The organism is Rhodococcus sp. SJ-2 (assembly GCF_053750035.1).
Map to the genome: position 1 here is coordinate 5,646,680 of NZ_CM132340.1, position 25,505 is coordinate 5,672,184.

The window sequence follows — 25,505 nt, forward strand, 5'->3', positions numbered from 1 at the left end:
TTCCGATGGTGTGTGCCTTCGTGCCGTATCGCCATCCTGCCCGCATCAGGCGCAGGCGGCATGCCGATCGAGCACGACACCGGTCTTCGCGCGCTGCCGGGAAGCTGACGACCGCGCGGGGATTCTCAACCGGGGGTGACAACACCGGATTCGTACGCGAGTACCACGGCCTGTGCCCTGTCGCGGAGGTGCAGCTTGCCCAGCACCTTCCCCACATGGGTTTTCACCGTCTGCTCGGCGACGAAGAGTTTCGCGGCGATCTCCTGATTCGACAGTCCCTGTGCGATCAGTTCGAGAACCTCGAGCTCGCGCGGCGTCAGGACATCGAGCGCACGGGCGCGACCGCGTGCGGGCGTACGTCGGCTGGTGACGTCGGCGATCAGCCTGCGGGTGACCGTCGGAGCGAGCAGCGCCTGCCCTTCTGCCACCACGCGGACGGCGCGGACGAGTTCGTCGGCCGGCGCATCCTTGAGCATGAACCCGCTCGCACCCATTCCGAGTGCCTCGTACACGTACTCGTCGAGGTCGAAGGTCGTGAGCATGAGCACGCGAGTCTTCGGTTCGCGTGTGTCGGCGAGGATCCGACGTGCCGCGTCGAGACCGTTCATTTCGGGCATCCGCACGTCCATCAGCACGACGTCGGGGCGCAACCTCGCCACTTCGGACACCGCGGTGCGCCCGTCGGGCGCATCGCCGACGACGCTGATGTCATGCTGCGCCGCAAGCAATGCGCCGAAACCCTGCCGCACCATGGCCTGGTCGTCGGCGATGAACACAGTGGTGGGCGTGGACCCGGGGGTGAGGGTGGTCGGCTCGGTCACGGCCACAGCCTAATACCGCAGGCGCGATCGACGTCCTCCCCGGCCCCAGCGAATGTGAGGAGCGGGAGCCGACCGACGCTCACACATGCCCGTTCCCGCGGGCGAGCGCAACGAAGGTGCGAACGCCGTGCATGAGTGCGCGCTCGTCGAGATCGAAATCCGGCTGGTGCAGCTCATGTCGCGTGTTCGTGCCGTCCCACACGCCGAGGCGTCCGAGCGCTCCCGGTACCTCCTCGAGGTACCACGCGAAATCTTCGCCGCCACTGGACTGTTGGGCTTCGGCGAGGTTCTGGAGGCCTACGACCGATGCAATGGCGTCCCGCAGCTCCGCCGAACAATCCGGATCATTGACTACGGGCGGAACACCTTGCAGGTAGGACAGTTCGTAACGCACGTCGTACGGGGCGAGTAGTTCCCCGATCGTACGCTCCACCAGAGGCTCGAGGGTGGCCCATGCCTCGCGGGAGGCGCTACGCAGAGTGCCCACCAGTTCGCCCGCCTCCGGAACCGAGTTGCCGACCTTCCCTGCCTCCACCTTCCCCCAGGTCAGCACGGTCGCGGTACGGGCATCGATGCGCCGGTCCAGCACCGAGGCCAAACCGGTGACCAATACTGCTGTTGCGTGGATCAGATCGCCGGTCAGGTGCGGTCGCGCGGTGTGGCCGCCCGCCGACCACAGGCGCACGGTCACCGATGCACTCGAGGACGTGATCGGCCCCGTGCGGGTGGCAAGTGAACCCACTTCGAGCTGAGGATCGCAGTGCAGAGCGAAGATCTTCGACACCCCCTCCAGGGCGCCGGCCTCGATAACTTTGAGGGAGCCGCCCGGGCTGGTCTCCTCGCCGGGTTGGAAGATCAGTCGCACCCGGCGCGGTGGTGGAGTTGCCGCGAGGACCGTTGCCGCCCCCATGAGCATCGTGGTGTGTGCATCGTGACCGCAGGCGTGGGAAACCCCGGGGGTCGTGGAGGCGTAGGGCAGGCCGGTGGTCTCGGCGACCGGAAGTGCGTCGAGGTCCGCACGCAACGCCACAACCTCGTCGGTCGGCGGGCCGACGTCGCACCACAGACCGGTACCACCGGTCAGCATTACCGGTGCCAGCCCGAGGCCGAGCAGATGACGCCGCACAAGGTCGGTGGTGCGATGCTCTTCGAAGGACAATTCCGGATTCGCATGAAGATCTCGGCGCCAGGCCATCAGCTGCTGCTCGTCGATCGAACTCTGGCCGATCGGATATTGCGGCAGCCCGTGGCGAATCCGGCGCTGCGGCCCGGTGCGGCGCTGTCCGCCCGGCCGAATCGTGTTCTCGGCCTCCGGTAGACGCGTTTCGTGGCCGGCGGTCTCTGCGAGCAGCAGGTCGACCACATCGGGCAGGCGTCCTCGACGGTCCAGTGCACTGCGCTGCCTCGCCGCTGAGCTGCCTAGCGCAATCGCGTGTGCGCCGAGTTCCGAAACGAGAGCCCAATCACCCGAGTCCTCGAGTTGGGGACGCAGCGAGCGTACGAGGTGATCGACGATGTCCGCAGCCGGGCGAGGTTCGAGGACCGTCACGTCGACCAGCTCGGCTTCGAGCCCCGACCTGGCGGCCCGCCACAGAGCAGCGCGGGTCAACGTCGGCGCGATGTGAACGTCCTCGGCGCCGGCACGCAGAGCCGTCACTTCTCGTTCGACGAGTGCACGGAAAAGAGCAGCGACGAGGAGCACGGTGTCGAGTTGCGGACAGCTGTCACACACGCGCAGTTCCAGGGTCGGCAGCTTTGCCGACGGGCGCACGTCGAAGTAGGCCATCCCGGGATCGCCGATCACTCCGCTCGATACCAGACCGTCGACCAACGAGTCGTACTCGGCTGACGATGAGACAGGTGCTGCCGGGCCATTGCAAGGCCAGCGCAGCCACAGCAGCGACCGGACACTTGCGTAGCCGCTGTCCGCACCGTCAGCGCTGAACGGCGAACTCGCACTGAGAGCCAGTAACACCGGCAGGTCCGGCGCGATGCGCGCTGCGACCCGCACGGCGTAGTCCCGATCCTCGAGGTCGACGTGCACCTGCATACCGCAGACCAATTGGTCCCGCGCGAGCTGTTGATAGTTGGCGAGCATGCGTTGATAGCGAGGCGAGCCTGCCACCTGCATTTCGGTGGGCAACGCAAGGGGTACTGCTCCCGCGGCCACCACACCTACACCGAGCGCCCTGCCTGCGGCAGCGAGCAGCTTCCGGTGTCGATCCATATCGGAGCGCAGTTCGGCAAGGTCGGTATAGCCGCCGCTGTTCACCTCGACCATGCATCGCTGCAGCTCACCGACATAGGTCTCGGCGGGCAACCGCGTCAACAGCTCCGGCGCGCGGGCAGTCAGGCGCCGGGTTTTCAGATCGACGAGGTGGAACTCCTCCTCGACCCGAACCTTCCGAGGGCTGTGACCCGGCACCCACTGAGCGTAAACCGCCGATGGGGTCGGCGGGAACGAGATGATGGGACGGTGCCGGTCACGTACTCGGACCGGACCGTGTCGGCTTCACCGCGGGCCTGCATCGCCTGGGTGCTGCCCTGTCCGGCATCCGGACACGGTCGAGGCGGCGATCTCGGTGACGACGTCCTGGGCGTCACCGCCCGCAGCGAGGACTGCGCGCTGACGCATCGCCCCGTTGCCGGTGCGCACCACCGACCGGATCCCGTCGAGTACCAGTCGGTCGGATCCGAGGTCCTCGAGCGCCGGGCGCACATGCTGCACCAATGATTCGAGCCGGTGCACCATGGGTTGACGCACAGACTCAGGCAAGGCGATCCCGTCGCCATCGAGACCGTCGTGTGCGGCCCGCCAGTACGCAGCCCGCAGAAGTTCGGGTACCACCCGGAGTGCTGTGCGGCCACGGTCCAGATCACGCAGCGCAGTGAGTACAAGACCCCGGATGAGGCTCGCGAGCAGCACCGATTCGGCGACGGTGGCGGGGACGTCGCATACGCGCACCTCCACCGTCGGGAACGTCGCCGAGGGACGTACGTCCCAATAGACCATGCCGTCGTCGAGGATGCTGCCCGTCTCCTGCATGGCCTCGACGAGTCGGTCGAAGTCCTCGACCGACTCGAAGTACGGGGGCGGTCCGGCACTCGGCCATCGGGACCAGAGGAGTGTTCGCCAGCTCGCGTATCCGGTGTCCACATCGCGATGGATCGGCGAGTTCGCCGACAATGCAAGCAGAGTGGGAAGCCACGGACGCAGGTGATTACCCACCTGGATCGCGGTCTCCCGGTCGGGCACACCGACATGGACATGGCATCCACAGATGCCCTGCTCGCGCGCGATGAGCCCGAACTCGCGTTCCATCCGCAGGTACCGGGGTTTCGCCGTGACCTGCAGTTCCCGCCAGCCCAGAACCGGGACTCCGACGGCAAGCAGCCGAGCCCCGTGTCGGCGAGCAGCACCGGCAGCGATCGATCGCGTGGTGGCCAGATCGACGTGAAGCTGTTCAGCGTCGGAACAGATCCCAGATGCCGTTTCCACTTGGCAGCGATCGAGTTCGTACTGCAACTCCAGTCCGTGTTTCGCGGCTTCCGCGACCACGACGGCACTGTTGACCGTCGGTACCCCGGTGTCGGCGTCGACGAGCAGGAACTCCTCCTCGACCCCGACCGTGCACAGCTCGTCCGTGGTGGACATCGCGCCTCCCACTCCCAACGGTTGCACACGCCGCCGCCGGAACTCGACAACGTTGCACACGTGGAGCAGATACCCAACTCGGAAGTGCGCTACACCTCGTGTTGCTGCCGCGCGGATGCCGAATGCTGCGACCGCTAGCAGGTCCGACCATCGATCGGGGTCAGACGGCGGCGACCGCCGGCAGCACCGCGTGTACCTCGAATCCGCCGTCGGGTCGCGGATGCGCGACGAGCCGCCCACCGACAGCTGCCGCGCGCTCGCCCATTCCCCTGATGCCGCTGCCGCCGCCCCGATCCGACGGCACCATCGTGCGCGCACCCTCGGCTCCCCGGCCGTTGCTCACGTCCATTTCGACTGTGCCGAGACCGAATTCGATGCGGACGTCGACCGCCGCACCGGGCGCGTGCCGGGCACTGTTCGTGAGCGATTCCTGCAGGATCCGGTAGACCGCCAGACCCACCCCGTCGCTGACGCCCACCGGATCACCGGTGATCTCGGTGTTCAGTAGAACACCGGCACGTTGCGATGCGGCAAGTAGTTCACCGATTCGCTCGACGCCGGGTTGTGGTTCGTTCTCCGGGGTGTAGCCGTCGCTGCGCAGTACACCGAGAAGGCTGCGCACCTCGTTGAGTGCTTCGCGGGCGGTCGCGCCGAGGGAATCGAATTCGGCTCGAACCTCGTCGGTGACATCGGTCAGCCGGTAGGGGGCGCTCTGCGCCTGCACGACGACCATCGACATGTGATGGGCAACGATGTCGTGAAGGTCCCGAGCGATGCGCGCTTTCTCCTCGAGTACCGCACGGCGGGCACGCTCGAGTTCGCTGACCTCCTCCTCGTGGGCCAATTGCCGCCTCGAGATCACCAACCAGCGCACCAGTAGACCGAACACGACGAGGGCGGTGAGCCCCACCATCCAGCCCCATCCGTCGTCCCCCGGCATGTACAGGAAGAACAGCAGCACCGTCGCGATCCACACCACAAGCACGACGCGGATCTCTTCCAGAATTGACACGGCGAGGACGAGCGCGAGGAGCACGATGATGTGCACTACCTGCCACGGGTAGGTGTAGTTCCCGACCCTCTCGAACGCCAGCGGGATCACCAATGCGGCGAGTGCGGTGACCGCCCAGCCCAACGCCGGTCGGCTGAACACGAACACGAATGGGAACACTGCAAAACCGGCGACGAGCGGCATCAGCGGCGGCGTCGTATCGTGCGTGAGTTGCAGTGTCGGCCACGCAACCGAATACAGGATCAGCGTGACGACGACTGCGATGACTGTCGGCCAGCGGCCGCGTCCCAGTTTCGCAGTGGTCTTCACTGCGGAGGTCGCTCCGGTACGCATCATCGTTTTCACGACCTCCACGCTAGGAGTCCGTGTCTCGCCTGTCCTCATACCTGAGAGTGAGTTCGCAGCAACCCTGCGGTATGAGGATGGCTTCCCGGAACCACTCCCGCGCGTGATCCTGCGCGGTGGAAGTCGTTCATACCGTCTGAATCATGATCAACCGAACCGCGACACGCCGCACGGCGGCCACCGTACTCCTCGGTGCCGGGGCCGCCCTCTGCGTCGGTGCCGCATCCCCCGCGAGTACCGCTACGACGGCGGATCCGGCAGTTGCGGCTACCGTCACCGCACTCGTCGCAGACGATACCGTCGGTGCGCTCGCTGCGTTCCCGGACGGCTTCGCCGAGGTCATGGGATACCACCCGTCGATCGAACCGGGCGACACGACCGAGGGAGTACTCACCGATCCGGACGGTGACTGCTCGTCACCTGTGGCTCTGCCCTCGGCGTTCGAGCCCGCTTGCCGTATGCACGATCTCGGGTACGACCTGCTCAGGTACGCACGGGACATCGGTGGCGAACTCGGACCACAGGCACGGCGTGACCTCGATACGCACCTGCAACGGAACCTCAATGCCGCGTGCACGACCGAGACCGGCGTGGAACCGGGATGCGACGTGATGGCGGGAATCGCATCCGCAGCGGTGCAGATCAACTCGTGGCGCCAGGGCTACCGGCTTCCCGAATCCGAATCACCCATCGCCTACCTCGCTGTGTCCGGCGCTGCGGTCCTCGCGGGCAGCGCTTTCCTGAGGAGATCGAACTGATGACGATCGACCTGGCCGCCCCAGCACCGACGCCAGGAACCCGCGAGAAGAGTCCGCGGATTCCACTCCCGCACAGTTTTTTCGGCCCTTGTCTCGGGTCCACTGCGGCCACGACGGTGGCGGTTGTGGTTTCGCTCGTACCCTCGCTGCTACCGCGAGCCTCTCTGACCCAGGGGATTCTCTCAGGAGTTCTCGTCGCATTCTGCCTGGCACTGACCGCACTGTTCCGACGCGCAGTGCCGCATCGGCTTCGAGCACTGTCCGGGCCGCACGAGGCCGAGGCACGCGGTCTTGCGGTAGCGGTCGGGGCCGCAATGGTTGCAGTGAGTGTGACATGGGCACATCACTGGCAGAACGCACTTCGCGCCGCGATGGATGTGCCGCCGATCGGATTCCGTTACTGGCCCGAGGTACTCGCTGGAACTGTCGTCACGGCAACCGTTCTCGTGGGAGGCGCGGCGGGCATCCGTGCGCTGACCCGGATGGCGGGTCGCGCCCGCTCGGTTGCGGCACTGGCGGTGGCCGCGATCCTGCTGGGGTCGGGAATCACCTCGATTGCCTCTCCATCGCCGGATACGGCGTCGGCATCGGCGCCAGCGGTCGCGCTAGATCCCGGGATGTCCGGCTCGCCACTCTCGCTGGTGAACTGGAACAGCCTCGGCACGCACGGCCGGCGTTTCGTCTCGATCGAGCCCTCGGGATCGCCCGTGCGGGTCTACATCGGGTTGGCGGCAGCCGCGGACGATCAGTCACGCGCGGCGCTTGCGGTCCGCGAACTCGAACGCGCCGGAGGATTCGAGCGGGATCACCTCGTCGTTGCGATTCCTACGGGGTCCGGGTGGGTCGACGCGAATGCCGTGCAGGGATTCGAAGACCGATGGGGCGACGACGTCGCTCTCGTCGCGCAACAATATTCGGACACACCGAGCTGGGTCACGTTCGTCTTCGACCGCGACGCAGCTTCCCGGTCGGCTCGGGCACTCGTCGCGGCCGTACGCGGGCATATCGCCACGATGCCACCCGACCGGCGACCCGACCTGCATGTGTACGGGCAGAGCCTCGGGGCGATCGGTGGCAGTGCTGTGTTCGATGAAAGGAATCCGGGACCGTGTGAGGCCCTGTGGGCGGGGCCTCCGGCCGGCTCGGTGCGAACCGACGGAGCGACGGTGCTGGCGAACACATCGGATCCGGTTGTGCGGTGGCAACCTTCTCTGCTGTGGTCACCGCCGGATCTCTCTCGTGCGGAGCAAGACGCTCCGATGCCCCCGTGGTTGCCGGTGGTGGGGTTCTTGCAGACCACCGTCGACCTGTTCACCTCACTCGACTCGGCTCCGGGGCACGGGCATCGGTACGGAACCGAACAGGCGCAATGCGAACCGGCGGTGTCGTAGGCACAGGCCCACGGCACCGCCGGTCGGTCGATCGGAAACAGTCAGGCGACGATCGGCCCGCGGGCAGCTTCGAATGCCGCTCCGACACGGTAGAGCCGCTCATCGGCAAGCGCGGGAGCCATGATCTGCAGCCCGACGGGCAGTCCGTCGTCCGCCGACAGGCCCGACGGCACCGACATCGCGCAGTGACCCGCCAGGTTGGTCGGCAGGGTGCACAGGTCGGACAGGTACATCGCCAGCGGATCGTCGACCTTCTCGCCGAGCTTCCACGGAGTGAACGGGCTCGTGGGCGAGACCAGGACGTCGACCTGCTCGTAGGCCTTGTCGAAATCCTGCGCGATGAGCGAACGCACCTTCAGCGCCTGACCGTAGTAGGCGTCGTAGTAACCGGACGAGAGCGCGTAGGTCCCGATCATGATGCGACGCTTGACTTCCTTGCCGAAACCGGCGGCACGCGTCGCGGCCATGACCTGCTCGGCGCTCATCGAACCATCGTCGACACGCATGCCGTATCGCATCGCGTCGAAACGAGCGAGGTTGGATGACACCTCCGAAGGCAGGATCAGATAGTAGGACGCGAGTGCGTACTCGAAGTGCGGGCACGACACCTCGACGACCTCGGCACCGAGCTTCGTGAGGGTCTCCACGGCAGCATCGAACGACGAAATCACACCGGGCTGGTAGCTGTCGGAATGCAGTTCCTTGACGACGCCGATCTTCATGCCCGACAGGTCGCCTGCTGCGCCCTGTCGGGCGGCCTCGACCACGGGACGAACCGCTGCGTCGACGGAGGTGCTGTCGCGGGGATCGTGTCCGGCGATCACCTCGTGCAGCAATGCAGTGTCGAGAACGGTGCGTCCGCACGGACCACCCTGATCGAGTGACGATGCGCACGCGACGAGACCGAAGCGCGACACCGTGCCGTACGTGGGTTTCGTCCCGACCGTCGCAGTGACGGCCGCGGGCTGACGGATCGAGCCGCCGGTGTCGGTGCCGATGGCGAGCGGCGCCTGATACGACGCGAGAGCGGCCGCGGATCCGCCACCCGATCCGCCGGGGATCCGGGTGGTGTCCCACGGGTTGCGGGTGGGTCCGTACGCGGAGTTCTCCGTAGACGACCCCATCGCGAACTCGTCCATGTTGGTCTTGCCGAGAATCGGGATACCGGCCTGACGGAGCTTCGTCGTCAGTGTCGCGTCGTAGGGCGAGACCCAGTTCTCCAGGATCTTCGAGCCACACGTGGTGGGCATGTCGGTGGTGGTGAAGACGTCCTTGAGCGCGATCGGGACGCCCGCCAGCGGCGACGCCGGCTTCTCGCCTGCGGCCACAGCACGATCGACCTCGGCCGCAGCACCGAGCGCCTGCTCGGAACCGACGTGCAGAAATGCGTTGTACTCGCCGTCGACCTCGGCGATTCGGTCGAGGTGGGCCCGTGTGACCTCCACTGCAGAGACCTCACCGGCGTGGATACGGGTTGCGAGTGTCACTGCATCGAGCTTCGTGAGATCGGTGCTCATTCGCCCTCCCCCAGGATCTGCGGGACAGCGAAGCGTCCTTCTTCGACAGCGGGCGCACCGGAGAGGGCTTCCCCGGGAGTGAGGCCGGGCAGCACGACGTCTGGACGGGTCACGTTGGTGACAGCATTCGGATTCGCCATGGGCGCCACGTCGTCCGCGGCCACCTCGGACACCGCCTTGACGTGGCTGAGGATGGAATCGAGCTGGCCGGAGAACTCGTCGAGTTCCGCATCGGTCAGCGCAAGGCGGGACAACCGGGCGAGGTGCGCAACCTCGTCACGGGAAATGGCAGGCACCGTAGGTGGCCCCTTTCCAGTGGTGATGGATCATCTGGCGTTCGAACGTCCTGTCCAGGGTAATGCCCCACTGTGGCGGCCGTGTACTCGGTTCGGGCGCCACCCGAATCGGCCCGCCGCATTGCGCATGGGGAAACCTTTGTTGCGTTCATGTGACGCCGCCACCTATGACCGGGCATTTTCCATCGCCACGTCACGATTCCCCCGGCGAGCGTTCCTACGCGCGCTGCGTGAGTGAAAAGATGGACGACGCCGGGGGTTCTGACTGCTGTGATGGTTGTGCGACCTGCGCCCCTGGGCCGGCGTGTTCACGCGTCGGCGAAGAATGTGGGAAAGGACGCACGTGTCGTACCTGCTACGTGTCCAGCTTCCCGACCGTCCCGGTAGCCTCGGCGCGCTCGCGTTGGCTCTGGGGTCGGTCGGCGCAGACATCCTGTCACTCGACGTGGTCGATCGTGGTGCCGGCTTCGCCATCGACGACCTCGTGGTCGACGTAGAACCGGGCAAGCTGCCCGACACTTTGATCACTGCCGCGGAGGCTCTGGACGGAGTCACTGTCGACTCGATCCGCCCCTACGCGGGCATCCTCGACACCCACCGCGAGCTCGAGCTCATCGATCAGGTTTCGGCGGCACGCGACGATCGCCTGCAGGTTCTCGTGGATGGCGCGCCTCGTGTACTGCGGGTGAGTTGGGCCACCGTCCTCGGAATCGGGGCGCACGGCGCGTACCGCATCGTCGGAAGTCCCGGAGCTCCGGAAACACGGCCCGCCGACACACCGTGGATGCCTCTCGAGAAGCCGGCACTCCTCGATCATGAAGCCGAGTGGGTGCCTCGATTGTGGCGGGACATGGACACGATGCTCGCGGCGGCGCCCCTTGGCAGATCGGATCGAGTTCTCATGCTGGGAAGGCCGGGTGGACCCGAATTCCGGCCGTCGGAGGTTGCGAGGATGGGCTACCTTGCGGGAATCATCGGCACGGTGCTCGGCTGATTTTCAGTCGAGAACCAACCGGCGAGCAACGGCGATCGCGTCCCGACGGGAATGCACGCCCAGTTTGCGGTAGAGCGACCGCAACTGGGTCTTGACGGTGTTGAGGCTGACGAACTGTGCCTCAGCGATCGTTCCAGCGTTGCCACCCGCGACCAGCGCTTCGAGAACTGCCGCTTCCCGCGGGGTCAGCCGCACCATCGGCTGTGTCGTGCGAAAAGTGCCGAAGTCGAGCGCGATCTGTTCCAGATCAACCGGGAGGTCGACACCGAGATCTGTGATGTTCCGAACCATCGACGGAGCAAGGCCGGTGAACGGCCTCAGCATCCCGGTCTGTCGGGACAGCGCGACGGCGCGGAACATGCAGCGGCGAGCATCGTTTCGCCTGCCCAGCGAGCATGCTGCTGCTGCGCCGACAACGGCCAGCTCCATCGACACCCGCGGTGGGCAACTCGGGTCGTCGCGATAGTGGTGCCCGATGGCCTCTGCGCCTACGGGATCGCCGGTGAACAGGCAGATCCGTGCGCGCGCAGCTGCCGTGAGCGTGTCGGTTGATCGCGCCACCACCCGCCGAGCCTCGTCCGGGCGACCGATCGCCAGATTGAGGTCAGCGCGGACCGCATCGAGCAAGTGGCCGGACATCCCGCCGTACAGCCGGGAGAAACGCTGAATCTCGGACTCGATGTACTGCAGGCCGTCGGCGGGCAGTCCGGCGAGAAGTGCATGCTGCCCGTTCGCATACAGAGTGAATGCCCAGCACTCCTCGTTGTCATCGGGTGATCCCAGCTCCGTGAGGATGTCGAACGCGCCATCCGGATCGAGTCGGTCCAGGGCGACGAGTGCCGACGCGACCAGGCCGGGTGGCCTCACGATCATCTCCTCGTCGGCAGGTAGCGGACCGTGCCGATGCTCCTCGTCGATCCAGAGTCGAGCCTCGGTGATCGAACCACGCAGCGCGTGGGTCAGCGCGAGCACACCTGCTGCGGTTCGCTCGACGAAGGTGTCGCCTCCGAGACGATGAGCGAGCCGGAACAGTACCGGCGCGTCATCGATGCGGCCCGCGAGCAGATAGGTGAACCCGACGTGCAGGTGATCGAGGGCGCTGGCGTTCCGCCTGGCGACGTCCGGGTCGTCGGACGCCCGCACAAGCTCGCCGGCAAAATCCTCACATGCCGCGGCCGCCTCGGCGAAGTGACCTCCGAGGCGCAGATCGATCGCTCGCATGAGCGTTGCGGCAGGCTCCGGCAAGAAGGCGGGGGGATGCTCACGTTCGCCGATCGACACAGGAATGTCGCGGGGTTCGGTGAGCCGGCGATGCAGCCGCCGGATCGCTGCCACCGTCGGATTTCTCTCGGCGACTCCGACAGGAATCCTGTTCACCAGGGCCTCGCTGAGGGTGAGAAGGAATCCACCCGAGTACAGAGTGGCCCAATGTTCCTCTACGATCGTCACCGCACATTCCCAATTGCCGCTTTCCACCGCGTGCACGAGGGCATTGTGTGCGTTCGAGTGCTCCAGCCAGAATCGGATCAGGGCGGTCCGGGCGTCCCGGAGTTCGTCGGAGCATTCGGCTTCGGCCGAGCGTAAGAGCGATTCTCGAACGGCGTCGGGGTACGTCCGCATCGACAGGTCGGTTCCCGGTTCCGATTCGACCATTCCGGCAGACTCGAGTGCGTCGACGAATTCCACGGGGTCCACCACCGAAGGCAGTACTCCCGCGGACAAAGCGAGCGGAGTCGCGATGGCGGCCGACATCAGAACGGAACGAAACCTCGACGCAACTACGGGGTCGACGGCAATGGCTCGCAGAATCGCAGTGTCGACAGCCGTGTCTACGAGGTGATCGATACGATCCTCGCCGTCCGGCACCTGCGCACTGTCCGCTTTCAACACCTCGCATACGGCTGCGATGAGCGCCGGTGCCCCTCCCGTGCGTCGCACGATTCGTCGAACCACGCGAGAACCGTGCGGCACCGCGGATGCGCGCAGAAAAGCGCGGACCTCCCCATCCGTGAAGGCAAGTGCATCCGAGGTGAGCATCAACCGGCCGGGAACGCTGTCGACGTAACGACACCATTGTCCCGCAACTCGTGTTGTGACAACGACTCTCAAGCGTGGGCACCGGGCGAGCAGATCACCGACATGTTCCTCCGCCGACTCGACCGCACCGATTCCGTCGAGAATCAGCACAATTGGGCGGTGCTGCGCGACGAGAAACGAACGCACCTCCTCGAAACCGTCACCGCAGTGGTCCGGCGGGGCGCTACCGAGGTACGCGCACACGGCGCGTAGGACGGCGGACCAGTAGTCGTCCTTCGTCACATCGGTCGGTGGCGCCTCCACGAAGACCGGAACAGCAGCGGAAACGGGATCCGCCATGAGCCATGTTCGAACCAATGTGGTCTTACCGGCGAATCGGTTGCCGTGAATCACGATCAAGGTCGCCGAACTCGACAACAGCGAGAACAATCGGCTGCGAAACAGTGGCAGTATGTGGCGCACCTATGCGAAAACCTCCTGATCAGAAGGTGCGTAACACCACCACAGGCCCGCATCTTCAATTCCGTAACCGAGCTTATGTAAAGCGTAACAACAATAACAAAGAATTGCTGTGATACGGGGCGAATGTGGAAATCCGGTTGCTCGCGGCCGATATCGAACGTATTCACCCGGCTGATACACCGGATTCCTCACAGCGGATACCGACGCGCGGGAAGGCAACAATGCGAATGACCTCCCCGCGCCGACGATCAGTGCGCGAAACCCGTTGCGGTGTGTCCCGTACCCACCCCGGCACGCAGATGCTCGACCACATCCTTGATCGACACGGCAAGCTTGTATGCGAGGTCGCGGCTGAAACCCTCCCGCAAGACCACCCTCAACACAGCAATTTCCTCAGCATCGGCGGGCATCGTGTATGCGGGAACCTGAAAACCACGGGCACGCAGTTCGTGAGAGATGTCGAAGACCGTGAATCCCGGATCACCCACCAGTCGGAATGAGAGGACGGGTATCGCCGACCCATCCGTGATGATCTCCATGTCGTCGATTCCCGAGATTTCGCGTGACAGCATCAATGCGGTGTCCCGCAGCGATTCCATGATCTGGGTGTAGCCGGCGACCCCCAGGCGGATGAAGTTGTAGTACTGGCCGACCACCTGGTTACCGGAGCGGGAGAAATTGAGTGTGAATGTCGGCATGTCCCCGCCGAGGTAATTGACCCGGAACACGAGATCCTCCGGTAGATGCTCCTTCGACCGCCAGACCACGAATCCGATTCCCGGATAGGTCATTCCGTACTTGTGGCCGCTGACATTGATCGAGACGACACGGGAAAGGCGGAAGTCCCACTCCAGCTCCGGATGCAGGAACGGGACCACAAAGCCTCCACTTGCCGCATCGACATGCAACGGGACATCCGGTCCGCCGTCCGCAGCGATCTCATCGAGCGTTGCAGCGATATCCGCGACCGGCTCGAGTTCGCCGGTGAACGTCGTCCCGAGAATGGCCACCACACCGATGGTGTTCTCGTCGACGGCATCGCGAACCTGCTCCGGAGTGATGACGTACCGACCCGCCTCCATGGGCAGGTATTTGGGTTCGACGTCGAAGTACCTGCAGAATTTCTCCCAGACGACCTGAACGTTGCTGCCCATGATCAGATTGGGCTTGGTGGAGTCCTTGCCCGCCGCGTCTCGTGCCTGCCTCCACCGCCATTTGAGCGCAAGGCCTGCCAGCATCACGGCTTCGGACGATCCCACGGTCGAGACGCCGGTCGCCGACGTCGGATCCGTCGGGGACAGATCCTCGGCATGGAAGAGTGCCGCCACCATATTCACACAGCGGGTCTCGATCTCTGCCGTAGCAGGGTACTCGTCCTTGTCGATCATGTTCTTGTCGAAGGTTTCCGCCATGAGACGGTCGGCCTGTGGGTCCATCCACGTGGTCACGAACGTCGCCAGGTTCAGGCGCGAGCTTCCGTCGAGCATCAATTCGTCGTGGATGAACCGGTAGGCCGCCTCGGGCTCGGTCTCCGTCTTCGGGAGCCGTAGCGCCGGAATCGGGTCGGTTCCGAGACGACCTGTGTATGCGGGCGCGAGCGTCTCCGACGGGGCAGCAATGTGATCTGACATCTCTTCCTCCGATACTCGGCATCGAAGATCTGTGCGATTCGATGCCTGTTGTGAACTGGATTTCGTCTGAACCGGTCACTTTCCGATCAGACCTCGATCGGCGGGTAGAGCCTTTCCATCGTGTAGCGACGATTACGTCGAACGGACAGCGCACTCGCGGACAAGGACACGAGCAGGATCCCTGTGAGGACGGCAGTCGCGATCCACAAGCGAGAATCGATCTGGTCGGCCACCGTGAGCTGGCGCAACCCGTTGACCGTGTAGGTCATCGGATCGAACGGATGGATGTACTGGAACGGTGTCGCGGTGGTCGGCACGGGATAGATGCCACCGGCGGACACAAGTTGCAGCATCAGGAATGCCAGGGTGACGACACGTCCGACCGCAACTCCGAATACCGCATTGAACGCCTGGATCATCGCCAAATAGGTCGCCGACACCAGCATCAAGAACAGCACCGTTCCCACAACGTGCTTCACATCGAGCCCGACACCGAAATGCACCACCGTGTACATGACCACCACCTGGAGCACGCCGACAAGCAACGCGGGCCAGTACGACGCCAACACCGTCCGGTACAGCCCGACACCGGCGACTGTCGGCCTGGACTGCAGCGGAGTCAGCAGCATCCATGTGATGATACCGCCGACGAACAGAGCCAGCGAGAGGAAAAACGGAGCAAATCCGGTGCCGAACGTCGATGCTTCGTTGGTCGTGTTCTGCTGCAGCGCGACAGGCGTCGACAATGTGTCGGCCGTCGCAGTGCGTTGTTGATCGGTCCAGCTCGGTACCTGCTGCGCCCCCTGGGCGAGCGCATCCGCAAGTTCATGCGAGCCGGACTGCAGTTCTACCATTCCGGAGGAGAGCTGACCGGCACCGCCCGACAGTTGGACACTTCCGTCGGTCAGCTGAATCAATCCCGAATGCAGCGTTGCTGCACCCGAATTCAACTCGTTGACACCATTCTGCAACTGACGCACGTCGGATGCGAGACCACCGTCTTGAAGAAGCGCCAGGCCGCTGCGCAGCGGGCTGCTCGGATCGTTCAGCTGGTACTCGAGGGCGACGGCGTCGCCTTGCAGCCGCACGATCTCGGCACGTAACGCCTCGGTGTCGTCCACGGCCTGTTGCGCAGTCATCGGCGTCAACGCGGCGATGGCCTGCGCAACGATCGGGTCCGAACTCTGTCCGAGGATGTCGATGATCTGTTGAACCGCGGCCCCCGCGGTTGCCTGCGCCGGCCGGGGTATCCGGTCCTCCAGCGCGACGATCGATGCCCGAAGGTCGGATGCCTGACTACCGACGTTCACCAACGCACCACTGTCGAGAGTGCTCAGAAGGGGATCGGTGACCCCGTCGATCGCAGTCGCAAGCTGGTTCGCCCCGGCAGCCAGTTGTGCGGAGCCATCGCGCGCGGTCACCATGTTGTCAGCGAGCTCGGTGGCGCCCGCATCGAGCTGGTCTGCTCCCTCCTTCGCGGTGTCGATCCCGGATGCGAGTGTGCCTGCGCCGGTGGCGGCCTGCTTCAGGCCCGAGCCTGCAGTCTCCAGCCCCGTGAGCACCTGCCCGACGCCCTGTGCGCCGATCGTCGAGTTGACCTGGCCGATCACCTGCTCCGACGCATCCTGTCCGATGATCGTGGCCAGGTAGTTGTTCGCATCGTTGAAAGTGAAGGTCAGATTGGCCTTTTCGGGACTGCTGCCGTTCGGCGACTCCACTGCCGCGGTGAAGTTCTCGGGAATGGTGATCGTGTAGTAGTACTTTCCGCTCGCCAGACCATCGGCCGCGTCGCTCTCCGACACCTCGTTCAAATCGAGCTGCCCGGACGCGATGAGCGACTTGACTACCTGATCACCCGCGTCGATCTGCTCGCCCGTTGCGGATAGTCCGGTGTCGTTGTTGACGATCGCGGCCGGAATCTTGTCGACCGCACCGAACGGGTTCCAGAAGGCCCACAGATACATGGCGCCGTAGAGGAGCGGCATGAGGATGATCGTCGCAATTGCGATACGCGGCATCGTGCCGCGGAAATACCGTTTCGAATCACTACCGAGGGAAATACCTGCGAGCATCGGTCACCTGCCTTCGGTCATGACGCCGATGTCGCCTGGGCCGAGGAGTCCGTGCAGGTCGACCACAGCCCGCACCCCCGAATCCGGCTTCTGCGGGTTCACATCGGCGGTGATCACCGATTGTCGCTCTCCGAGCGCGACGAGTCGCTCCAGCAAGGTCTCGCGCTCTGCATCATCGGCGACCTTGTCGATCCGCCCCACCACCAGAAGGGGCGGTCGATGGGTATTGGCGACCGCGATGCGCAGCAGCAGCTGCGCAATCTCGGGCAGATCGTCGACGAACGCGTTGAGCGGTGGAATCGGCACATCACCGAAAACTTCCGAGCACATGTCAGCGACGCCCTTCTCGTCCACGCGCGGAACGAACTTGTACCACGGTGAGTTCCAGCGTTTCTGCTCGGTCACGAGATCACGCACGGTGACGGACGGCTGGACTTCGTCGAGTTCGTTCATGCAGGCGATGGCAGAACGGGCGAACACCTTCGTCGGCTTGTTCTCGAAACCGAGGACGGTAAGAGATCCCCGCGTCAGCCGCATCCTCCCGCACAATGCCATGAGCAGCGCCGTGCGCGCGGCGCCGGCCTGCCCCGCCACCACCGTCACACCACCCTGATCGATATCCAGGTCGAGGGGGCCGAACACGTGCCCCCACGGACCGTGGAGTTCGATGGCTCGCGCGGACACGAGACTGCCCGGAATGTGCGTCCATTCGGACCGGTCCACGTCGAACGCACCGGGATCGTCGTACTCCTCGGCTCCGGATTCTTCGAGATTCGTTTCGGCCAAAGCTCATCCCACATTCCGCATAATGTTGATCGATATCCGGACCTGCCCGACCGTGCCATCGCGAACGACGCCACGTACCGAGCCCCCGGCTTCAGAGCAGGCTTTTGACGATCCGGCCGTTCTTGACGATCACGGACAGATTCTTCTCGGGGTCTGCCAGCAGAGTCAGGTCATCGAGAGGATTTCCGTCCACGAGCAGAACGTCGGCCCACGCACCCTTGCGGATCACCCCGAACGGGGCCCGCCGGTACGGGTCCCTCTCACCGGCGAGGCGGAACAGTTCCGCGTTCCCCGACGTCAGCATTCTCAGGGATTCGAGGTTGGTGTAGTGGTCACCGAGCCGGGCTGCCATCTCGCTCTGCCGAGGAGCGATCTGCGGCTCGAGCAGGAGGTCGGTGCCCCACGCCGTCTTGACACCGTGCTTCTTCGCCCACTCGTAGACATGGTCCACACCGGTGCAGATCTCCCGGTCCTTCTCCGCGCGATCGGGGTCGGGATAGTGGTGGTCGCCCAGCGCAAACGGCTGCATCGACAACCACACCTCCTTTTCCGCGATGAGCGCGATGGTCTCTTCGTCCGCGAGATGGCCGTGCTCGATGGACCGGACGCCCGCCGCGAGCGCCCGCCGGATCCCGGTGACGTTGTATACGTGCGTCGCTACATATGTGCCGTAGTCGGTCGCCGCATTCACCGCGGCCCGAAGTTCCTTGTCGATGAACTGAACCGTGTACAGGGGGTCGTACATCGAGGCCGCCCCACCACCGACCATCAGTTTGATCTGGGATGCGCCCTTCTTGAGTTGTTCTCGCACGCCGGCGAGAACCTGATCCTCTCCGTCCGCGACCCGCATGAACCCGATCTGCTCCGCGCGGCTCTGATCACCACCGAACACTGTCGGACATTGGTAGACAAACCCGAAGTCACCGTGCCCGCTGGTCTGCGAAAGCGCCGCTTGGGAAGGGTAGATCCTCGGCCCTTCGAACAGACCGCGGTCGATCACCGACTTGATGCTCGCGGTATCACCCGCCATGTCCCGCACCGCGGTGAAACCTCGGTGCAACATGTTCTTCGCCTCCGCGAGCCCGTTCAAGGCGATATGAGCCTCGGACCCCATCACCATGTCGACGTACGAATTGGCGTTGCCGACGAGGTGGACATGAGCATCGCTCATCCCCGGCATCAGCACTCGATTCGCCCCGTCGACGACGACGGTATCGCGACCCGGTTCATCGCCGATCGGCGACTCGGACACCGCGCTGATGACGTCTCCGTCGATCAGCACATCGCCACCGAGCAAGTCACCGGAGTGACCGTCGAACACGCGAACATTGCGGAATAGCAGACGTTTATCGGAATCCGGGGTTGCCGTCATGAGCCGGACGCTAATCCGCACATCCCCGGCGTGCGGCCGATCCACCCGGCCACACGAGGAATTCACCCCTCCACTTCACCCTCAACCCACTCTCCGCGGAGAACCTTTCCCGAACAGGGACTTTCGGCCCCAGTCAGGACTCCTGATACTCCGCGTGTCGTACAGCGCAGTGTTCTACACTGCCGCCATGCTGATCCGCCCGACCTTGCGCGTGCAGTCCTGGGGATTCGTTGCCGGCGCATTTCTGTTCGCGCTCGGTTCCGCGCCGGGAATTTCGAGTGCGCTGGGAACCGCGGGTGCAAATACTTCGTTCTTCGTCGGCTCGTGGTTCTTCACAGGCGCAGCGTTCGTCCAGCTGATGCTCAGCGGCGCCGCGACCGTGTCGGACAAGCAGGGCATCGGAATTCGTGCCGAATGGCTCTCGGCGCTGGTCCAGTTCCTCGGGACTCTTCTGTTCAATGTGAGCACCGGAGCAGCTCTGCACGCGCACACCGTCAAGGGCGAAGAGCATCTGGTGTGGAACCCGAATCTCGAAGGGTCGCTGTGCTTTCTCGTCTCGAGCGCGCTCGCCGTGCTGATCCTGTGGCGTGCGAAATCCTACTGGTCACCGCGGTCGAAGAACTGGCAGAGCGTATGGCTCAATATGCTCGGGTCCATCGCCTTCGGTGTGTCCGCGGCCGGGTCGTTCGTCCTCGATACCGGCAACACCCTCGACCCGAGCCTCGCCAATATCGGAACCTTCGTCGGTGCGCTGTGTTTCCTTGTTGCGTCGGCCGTCTTCCTCGGCAGGCAGGACGCACCCGAGCCGACGCGATCAGTGGCCACGTGACGACCCGTCGGCCGCCGGGATCAGGTTGCGGCGTCGTCGGGCGAACCGAGGACAGCCCCGGGCCCTTGCTCGAGAAGGACACGGAATGCGTCCTCCTCCAGAATCGGGATGCCCAGATCCGACGCCTTGTCGGCTTTGGATCCCGGATTATCACCGACCACGACGAAGGCGGTCTTCTTCGATACCGAGCCCGCCGCCTTCCCGCCCCGCGCGAGAATCGCTTCCTTTGCCTCGTCGCGTGATAGCCCCGCGAGAGTGCCGGTTACCACGATCGACATTCCCTCCAGGGTGCGCTCGATCGATTCGTCGCGCTCGTCCTCCATGCTGACGCCGGCGTCAGCCCATTTGTCGACGATCGCCACGTGCCAGTCGACGGAGAACCATTCGACGACGGCAGCGGCAATGGTTCCGCCGACACCTTCGACCGCGGCGAGTTCGTCGAGGGATGCCGACCGGATTCGGTCGAGGCTCCCGAACTCGGTGGCCAGGGCTCGGGCCGCGGTGGGCCCCACATGCCGGATCGACAGTGCGACGAGGACGCGCCAGAGCGGTTTCACCTTCGCTTTGGCGAGGTTCTGCAGCAGACGCTCGCCATTCTTGGACAACACACCCTTGCCGGTCTTGAAGATCGATGTGCGCATCAGATCGTCGGCGGTGAGCGAGAACAGGTCGCCTTCGTCTCCGATCGCCTCGGATTCGAGCAAGGCCGTCGCCGCCTCGTACCCGAGAGCTTCGATGTCGAAGGCACCCCGGCCTGCCACATGGAAGACTCGCTCGCGCAGCTGGGCCGGGCAATACTGCTGGTTCGGGCAGCGGAGGTCGACGTCGCCCTCCTTTGCCGGGGCCAGGGGGGTCGAGCATTCGGGGCACTCACTGGGCATCACGAATGGGCGTTCGCTGCCGTCGCGAAGGTCGACCACAGGCCCGAGCACCTCCGGGATCACATCCCCGGCCTTGCGCAGCACGACGGTGTCGCCGATCAGGACACCTTTGCGTCGGACTTCGGACGCATTGTGCAGAGTCGCGAGCGACACCGTGGACCCGGCGACAGTGACCGGCTCCATATACGCGAAAGGCGTCACGCGCCCGGTGCGCCCGACACTGACCCGGACGTCGAGCAACTTGGTGGTGACCTCCTCGGGCGGATACTTGTAGGCGATCGCCCAGCGTGGAGCACGTGATGTCGACCCGAAGCGACGGTGCAGTGCCATCTCGTCGATCTTCACGACGAGACCGTCGATCTCATGTTCGACGTCGTGGCGGTGCTCGCCCCAGTACTTCATCCGTTCGATCACCGCGTCGGCGCCGGTCACCCGCAAGGTATGCGACGAGACGGGCAGCCCCCAGGCCGCGAGCGCATCGTAGGCATCGGATTGGGACTCAGGACGGAACCCTTCGATCCGGCCGAGGCCGTGGCAGATCATGCCGAGTCGGCGCTTCGCCGTCACCGCCGGGTTCTTCTGTCGCAACGACCCCGCAGCCGAGTTCCGGGGGTTGGCGAACGGCGGCTTTCCCTCCGCGACGAGGCTGGCGTTGAGGGCCTGGAAATCTTCGAGCCGGAAGAACACCTCTCCGCGCACCTCGAGGACCGACGGAATCGGATATTCGTCTGTGCCGGTGAGTCGTTCCGGGATGGAGTCGATCGTCATGGCGTTGAGCGTGACCAGTTCGCCGGTGCGTCCATCTCCACGCGTGGCTGCACGAACGAGCCGTCCGTCCTCGTAGACGAGGTTCAGTGCGACGCCGTCGATCTTGACCTCGCACAGGTAGTGCAGGTTCGATCCCGCCTCGGATTCGACGCGGGAAAGCCAGGCGCGCAGTTCGTCCTCGTCGAAGACGTTGTCGAGGCTGAGCATGCGTTCGAGGTGATCGACCGCCGTGAAATCGGTGGCGAAACCGCCACCGACCAGTTGGGTGGGCGAATCAGGGGTGCGAAGGTCGGAGTACTCGTCTTCGAGCGCGTTGAGTTGCCCGAGCAGCTGATCGAACGCACCGTCGGAGATGATCGGGGCGTCGCGCACGTAGTAGCGGAACTGGTGCTCCCGCACTTCCTCTGCGAGCTGCTGCCAGCGCTCGCGCACTTCGGGTGGAGCTGTGTGGGCCACGTCCGTCGGTTCACTCACAGCTTGCAAGCGTAGTCGAGGGGACCGACGAACCTGTCAGAGCGATTCGGGGTCTTCTAAGAATGCTGCGGAGATGTCGCTCGCCAACCGGAGCGCCGTGCGGGCCCAGACGGGGTCGGCGCCGGCGAGACCGCACGCCGGCGACGCCGACACCGACCGTAGCGTCGTGCGCGGGAATCCCAGCCGGTCGATCAACGCGACGGCGGGCTCGGCCAGTTCCCTCCAGGTCGGAGTCTTCTCCGGGGCGACCGTCGGAACGAGGCCCATCAACAAAATGGTGCCCGAGTCGAGCAGTTCTCCCACTGGGTCGAGCTCTGCGCGTGTGAGCTGCGCGAGGTCGAACGAAACGGCTGCTGCGTCGCTGCGCCGGAGCAGGTCTGCGGGAAGCCTGCCCGAGCAGCAATGCACCGCCGCCGGGGAGCCGAGGCCGCCGAGCGTCGTATCGAGAACGTGCTGAATCTCTGGTTCCGGCACGGCAGGTACGGTTTCGAGCATGGTGCGCCCCTGCAGCGTGCCCGCGAGTACCGCGGGCAGGGCAGGCTCATCGATCTGAACGACGACGGAGACGCCCAGACGCCGGTGGAGCTCCGCCGAGTGCCGCGATACACCTTCGGCCAAGGACTCCGACAGGTCGCGAACCGCCCCGCGGTCGACGAGAGCACGTCTACCTGTCGCGAGCTCGGCATGCGCGGCAAGAGTCCACGGGCCGATCGACTGCACCTTGACGGTGCGATCGGCGCCGGCGCCCGCAAGCTCCCACGCTTCCTCGAATGCGTCGAGATCCTGCTTCATCAGGTCTTCGGCGATACGTGCGACTGCACCACGCCCGGCGCGCAGGCGGTAGCCGGTGGTGGTGGTGTCGAGGTGCATGTCGACGAGCAGAGCACTCGCACGACCGATCATGTCGGCACCGAGTCCCCGCGCAGGCAGTTCCACGAGGTGCGGCAGTGCAGGGAGTTCCCCGACGATCACCGCGGCGGCCTCACGAGCGTCGGTGCCCGGCCATGAGCCGATTCCGGTGGCCAGGCCTGCCCAGGGGTTCACGTGTTCCCGCGCTGCCGTCACTGGTCTCCGGTCGCTCGGGTCGCTGCGATGGTGCCGCTCCCGAGGACCATGTCGCCGGCCGGGTCCGGTCGATAGAGAACTGCAGCCTGGCCTGCCGCGACACCGGTCAGGGGTTCGCGAAGCGAAATGTCGATGCCGCCGGCGACGTCTTCGGCGACCGCTGCCGCGAGACCGCCGTGCGCACGGACCTGCACGACGCATTCGATCGGTCCGGCCGGCGCGGAACCCGATGTCCACACTGCCCGTTCGGCCCGGATCGACGACACCTGCAGGCGTTCGGCACTTCCCACCTTCACGGTGCCGGTCTCGGGTTCGATCTCGGTGACGTAGCGAGGGCGGCCGTCGGCACCGGGGCCCGCGATCCCGAGCCCCTTACGCTGGCCGATCGTGAAGCCGTGCACCCCTTCGTGTTCTGCGAGAACGTCACCCGAGTCTGCGTCGACCACAGCACCCGGTCGGACACCGATCCGCGCCCCGAGGAAGGCACGGGTGTCGCCGGACGGAATGAAGCAGATGTCGTGGCTGTCCGGCTTGTTCGCCACCGCCAGGCCACGCTCCGCGGCCTCTGCACGGATCTGCTCCTTCGGGGTGTCTCCAACGGGGAACATCGCACGCGAGAGCTGTCCGGCGGTCAGCACTGCCAGTACATACGACTGGTCCTTGTCTGTGTCGACTGCGCGACGCAGGACACCGTCGGCGAGTTGCGCGTAGTGACCGGTCGCGACCGCATCGAAGCCCAGGGCGACAGCACGATCCGCCAAGGCCGAGAATTTGATCTTCTCGTTGCAGCGCAGGCACGGATTGGGAGTCTGACCTGCCGCGTAGGCGGCAACGAAATCGTCGATCACGTCTTCTTTGAAGCGGTCGGCGAAATCCCATACATAGAACGGGATCCCGAGCACATCAGCGGCGCGGCGTGCATCCCCCGCGTCTTCCTTCGAGCAGCACCCGCGCGAGCCGGTACGCAGCGTGCCCGGCGCCGCGGACAGCGCCAGATGCACGCCGACCACCTCGTGTCCGGCATCGACAGCACGGGCCGCGGCAACCGCCGAATCCACACCGCCGCTCATTGCCGCAAGAATCCTCATTCTCGGTCACCTCCTCGTCCGCCGACGCTCGCCATCCCGGCGGCGCGCGCCCGCTCCACCACCTGCGGCAGCACCGCGAGCAGAGCATCGATATCATCTTGGGTTGTAGTGTGTCCCAACGAGAAACGTAAGGATCCGCGCGATACTGCAGGGTCGCACCCCATCGCTACCAGCACGTGACTCGCCCGCGCCACACCAGCAGTGCATGCCGAACCCGTCGAACATTCGATCCCGGCGGCGTCGAGCAACATCAACAGCGAATCGCCTTCGCACCCGGGGAAGGTGAAATGCGCATTACCCGCCAACCGATCGGCGCCGACAGGCCCGTTGAGCGCCGCGTCCGGAACGACCCGTTCGACACCGGAGATGAGCGCGCCGCGTAGGGATTCGAGTTCTGCGGTGCGCGAAGGCAATTCGGCAGTGGCGTGACGAAGCGCGGTGGCCATGCCCACGATCGACGCGGCGTCCTGCGTCCCGGACCGCACATCTCGTTCGTGGCCGCCACCGTGCGCAAGCGGCACACACGGCACTTGCCTGCCGAGCAGCAGCGCGCCGACGCCCTGAGGACCGCCGAACTTGTGCGCAGCCACCGTCAGGGCCGACAGCCCGCTCCCCGCGAAGTCGACAGGCAGGTGCGCCACCGCCTGGACCGCATCGCTGTGGATCGGGATACCGAAATCTGAGGCCACCGCAGCGAGCCCGGCGATCGGCATCACGGTGCCGACCTCGTTGTTCGCCCACATGACGGTGACGAGTGCGACCTCGTCCGCGTGGGCCTCGAGCTCGTCTCGTAATGTGCGTGGATCCACGCGCCCGACTTCGTCGACGGGCAGCCAGGTCACGTCCGCGCCCTCGTGTTCGACGAGCCATTCGACGGCGTCGAGCACGGCGTGGTGCTCCACGGCGCTCGCGATGATGCGGCGGCGCCGCGCGTCCTGCGCGCGCCGGCCCCAGTAGATGCCCTTGACTGCGAGATTGTCGCCCTCGGTGCCGCCCGAGACGAAGATCACCTCCGACGGACGCGCACCGAGATCCGCCGCGATCGACTCGCGGGCCTCCTCGATACGACGCCTGGCCGCACGGCCGGAACCGTGCAGGGACGATGCGTTTCCGACCGTCGCGAACACTTCCGTCATCGCCTCGATCGCCGCGGGCAGCATGGGCGTGGTCGCGGCGTGGTCGAGATAGACGGTGGTCTTCGAGGTGCCGGACGGACCGGCGGCGGGCAAGGTCATGACCGATCCAGGATAG

Annotated in this window: 19 protein-coding genes; 4 read left to right on the forward strand and 15 right to left on the reverse strand. The window is 65.2% G+C overall.

Annotated features, from left to right (window positions below; all coding sequences use genetic code 11):
• Nucleotides 1–125: 125 nt before the first annotated feature.
• From ACSYG9_RS26400 to ACSYG9_RS26415, 4 genes are all read right to left on the reverse strand, one after another.
• The gene (locus ACSYG9_RS26400) at nucleotides 126–752 is read right to left on the reverse strand and encodes a response regulator (protein WP_454843047.1); all 627 of its coding nucleotides are present in this window, start codon (nucleotides 750–752) and stop codon (nucleotides 126–128) included.
• A 148-nt stretch (nucleotides 753–900) separates the two neighbouring features.
• A complete protein-coding gene (locus ACSYG9_RS26405; RefSeq protein WP_440125211.1) occupies nucleotides 901–3,246 on the reverse strand; it encodes an amidohydrolase in 2,346 nt (781 codons plus the stop codon).
• A gap of 87 nt (nucleotides 3,247–3,333) precedes the next feature.
• Nucleotides 3,334–4,476 carry a carboxylate-amine ligase gene (locus ACSYG9_RS26410; protein ID WP_454840518.1) on the reverse strand — a complete coding sequence of 381 codons (1,143 nt, stop codon included), beginning with the start codon at nucleotides 4,474–4,476 and terminating at the stop codon, nucleotides 3,334–3,336.
• Between the two features lie 160 nt (nucleotides 4,477–4,636).
• Nucleotides 4,637–5,824, reverse strand: coding sequence for a histidine kinase (locus tag ACSYG9_RS26415; protein ID WP_440127824.1), 1,188 nt, complete (start codon nucleotides 5,822–5,824; stop codon nucleotides 4,637–4,639).
• Between the two features lie 152 nt (nucleotides 5,825–5,976).
• Here ACSYG9_RS26415 and ACSYG9_RS26420 point away from each other — a divergent pair, with 152 nt between their 5' ends.
• Both ACSYG9_RS26420 and ACSYG9_RS26425 read left to right on the forward strand, forming a co-directional pair.
• Entirely contained in the window at nucleotides 5,977–6,591 is a 615-nt protein-coding gene (locus ACSYG9_RS26420; RefSeq protein WP_440125213.1) for a hypothetical protein, read from the forward strand.
• Between the two features lie 125 nt (nucleotides 6,592–6,716).
• Nucleotides 6,717–7,982 carry an alpha/beta-hydrolase family protein gene (locus ACSYG9_RS26425; protein ID WP_454840520.1) on the forward strand — a complete coding sequence of 422 codons (1,266 nt, stop codon included), beginning with the start codon at nucleotides 6,717–6,719 and terminating at the stop codon, nucleotides 7,980–7,982.
• Nucleotides 7,983–8,023: 41 nt separating this feature from the next.
• On the opposite strand, the gene gatA is transcribed toward ACSYG9_RS26425, so the two are convergent.
• The gene (gene gatA, locus ACSYG9_RS26430) at nucleotides 8,024–9,499 is read right to left on the reverse strand and encodes an Asp-tRNA(Asn)/Glu-tRNA(Gln) amidotransferase subunit GatA (protein ID WP_440125215.1); all 1,476 of its coding nucleotides are present in this window, start codon (nucleotides 9,497–9,499) and stop codon (nucleotides 8,024–8,026) included.
• Nucleotides 9,496–9,795 carry an Asp-tRNA(Asn)/Glu-tRNA(Gln) amidotransferase subunit GatC gene (gatC, locus tag ACSYG9_RS26435; protein WP_440125216.1) on the reverse strand — a complete coding sequence of 100 codons (300 nt, stop codon included), beginning with the start codon at nucleotides 9,793–9,795 and terminating at the stop codon, nucleotides 9,496–9,498. The genes gatA and gatC overlap by 4 nt, the downstream gene beginning before the upstream one ends.
• A 343-nt stretch (nucleotides 9,796–10,138) precedes the next feature.
• Between gatC and ACSYG9_RS26440 the strand changes: the two genes are divergently transcribed.
• Nucleotides 10,139–10,789 carry an amino acid-binding protein gene (locus ACSYG9_RS26440; RefSeq protein ID WP_440125217.1) on the forward strand — a complete coding sequence of 217 codons (651 nt, stop codon included), beginning with the start codon at nucleotides 10,139–10,141 and terminating at the stop codon, nucleotides 10,787–10,789.
• A 3-nt stretch (nucleotides 10,790–10,792) separates the two neighbouring features.
• Here the strand turns inward: ACSYG9_RS26440 and ACSYG9_RS26445 are convergent, their stop codons facing one another.
• The 5 genes from ACSYG9_RS26445 to ACSYG9_RS26465 form a co-directional block, all read right to left on the reverse strand.
• Entirely contained in the window at nucleotides 10,793–13,288 is a 2,496-nt protein-coding gene (locus ACSYG9_RS26445; RefSeq protein ID WP_454840523.1) for a LuxR C-terminal-related transcriptional regulator, read from the reverse strand.
• A gap of 248 nt (nucleotides 13,289–13,536) precedes the next feature.
• Entirely contained in the window at nucleotides 13,537–14,919 is a 1,383-nt protein-coding gene (locus ACSYG9_RS26450; protein WP_454840525.1) for a glutamate decarboxylase, read from the reverse strand.
• 86 nt (nucleotides 14,920–15,005) lie between these two features.
• Entirely contained in the window at nucleotides 15,006–16,991 is a 1,986-nt protein-coding gene (locus ACSYG9_RS26455) for a YhgE/Pip family protein (protein ID WP_440125220.1), read from the reverse strand.
• Nucleotides 16,992–16,994: 3 nt separating this feature from the next.
• Nucleotides 16,995–17,777 (reverse strand): ATP-binding cassette domain-containing protein, encoded by a 783-nt coding sequence (locus ACSYG9_RS26460; RefSeq protein WP_440125221.1) that lies wholly within the window; start codon nucleotides 17,775–17,777, stop codon nucleotides 16,995–16,997.
• Nucleotides 17,778–17,868: 91 nt separating this feature from the next.
• Nucleotides 17,869–19,149 (reverse strand): amidohydrolase family protein, encoded by a 1,281-nt coding sequence (locus ACSYG9_RS26465; RefSeq protein WP_440125222.1) that lies wholly within the window; start codon nucleotides 19,147–19,149, stop codon nucleotides 17,869–17,871.
• A gap of 187 nt (nucleotides 19,150–19,336) precedes the next feature.
• On the opposite strand from ACSYG9_RS26465, the gene ACSYG9_RS26470 reads away from it, so the two are divergent.
• Nucleotides 19,337–19,978, forward strand: coding sequence for a hypothetical protein (locus tag ACSYG9_RS26470; RefSeq protein ID WP_440125223.1), 642 nt, complete (start codon nucleotides 19,337–19,339; stop codon nucleotides 19,976–19,978).
• Between the two features lie 20 nt (nucleotides 19,979–19,998).
• Here the strand turns inward: ACSYG9_RS26470 and ligA are convergent, their stop codons facing one another.
• Genes ligA through ACSYG9_RS26490 form a run of 4 tightly spaced genes read right to left on the reverse strand, consistent with a single transcriptional unit; the run spans nucleotide 19,999 to nucleotide 25,489 of the window.
• Nucleotides 19,999–22,101: an NAD-dependent DNA ligase LigA gene (gene ligA, locus ACSYG9_RS26475; RefSeq protein ID WP_440125224.1), complete on the reverse strand. Its 2,103-nt coding sequence runs from the start codon at nucleotides 22,099–22,101 to the stop codon at nucleotides 19,999–20,001.
• A gap of 36 nt (nucleotides 22,102–22,137) precedes the next feature.
• Nucleotides 22,138–23,166 carry a methionine synthase gene (locus ACSYG9_RS26480; RefSeq protein WP_440125225.1) on the reverse strand — a complete coding sequence of 343 codons (1,029 nt, stop codon included), beginning with the start codon at nucleotides 23,164–23,166 and terminating at the stop codon, nucleotides 22,138–22,140.
• Nucleotides 23,163–24,254 (reverse strand): tRNA 2-thiouridine(34) synthase MnmA, encoded by a 1,092-nt coding sequence (gene mnmA, locus ACSYG9_RS26485; RefSeq protein WP_440125226.1) that lies wholly within the window; start codon nucleotides 24,252–24,254, stop codon nucleotides 23,163–23,165. The genes ACSYG9_RS26480 and mnmA overlap by 4 nt, the downstream gene beginning before the upstream one ends.
• Nucleotides 24,251–25,489, reverse strand: coding sequence for an aminotransferase class V-fold PLP-dependent enzyme (locus tag ACSYG9_RS26490; RefSeq protein WP_440127825.1), 1,239 nt, complete (start codon nucleotides 25,487–25,489; stop codon nucleotides 24,251–24,253). Before ACSYG9_RS26490 ends, mnmA begins: the two co-directional genes overlap by 4 nt.
• Nucleotides 25,490–25,505: the final 16 nt, after the last annotated feature.

Excerpts from the sequence above, each read along its gene's own strand:
- ACSYG9_RS26450 (WP_454840525.1), bottom strand. The coding sequence starts at position 14,919 with ATGTCAGATCACATTGCTGCCCCGTCGGAGACGCTCGCGCCCGCATAC.
- ACSYG9_RS26455 (WP_440125220.1), bottom strand. The coding sequence starts at position 16,991 with ATGCTCGCAGGTATTTCCCTCGGTAGTGATTCGAAACGGTATTTCCGC.
- ACSYG9_RS26490 (WP_440127825.1), bottom strand. The coding sequence starts at position 25,489 with ATGACCTTGCCCGCCGCCGGTCCGTCCGGCACCTCGAAGACCACCGTC.
- ACSYG9_RS26400 (WP_454843047.1), bottom strand. The coding sequence starts at position 752 with ATGGTGCGGCAGGGTTTCGGCGCATTGCTTGCGGCGCAGCATGACATC.
- ACSYG9_RS26410 (WP_454840518.1), bottom strand. The coding sequence starts at position 4,476 with ATGTCCACCACGGACGAGCTGTGCACGGTCGGGGTCGAGGAGGAGTTC.
- gatA (WP_440125215.1), bottom strand. The coding sequence starts at position 9,499 with ATGAGCACCGATCTCACGAAGCTCGATGCAGTGACACTCGCAACCCGT.
- ACSYG9_RS26420 (WP_440125213.1), top strand. The coding sequence starts at position 5,977 with ATGATCAACCGAACCGCGACACGCCGCACGGCGGCCACCGTACTCCTC.
- ACSYG9_RS26470 (WP_440125223.1), top strand. The coding sequence starts at position 19,337 with ATGCTGATCCGCCCGACCTTGCGCGTGCAGTCCTGGGGATTCGTTGCC.
- mnmA (WP_440125226.1), bottom strand. The coding sequence starts at position 24,254 with ATGAGGATTCTTGCGGCAATGAGCGGCGGTGTGGATTCGGCGGTTGCC.
- ACSYG9_RS26465 (WP_440125222.1), bottom strand. The coding sequence starts at position 19,149 with ATGACGGCAACCCCGGATTCCGATAAACGTCTGCTATTCCGCAATGTT.
- ACSYG9_RS26415 (WP_440127824.1), bottom strand. The coding sequence starts at position 5,824 with ATGATGCGTACCGGAGCGACCTCCGCAGTGAAGACCACTGCGAAACTG.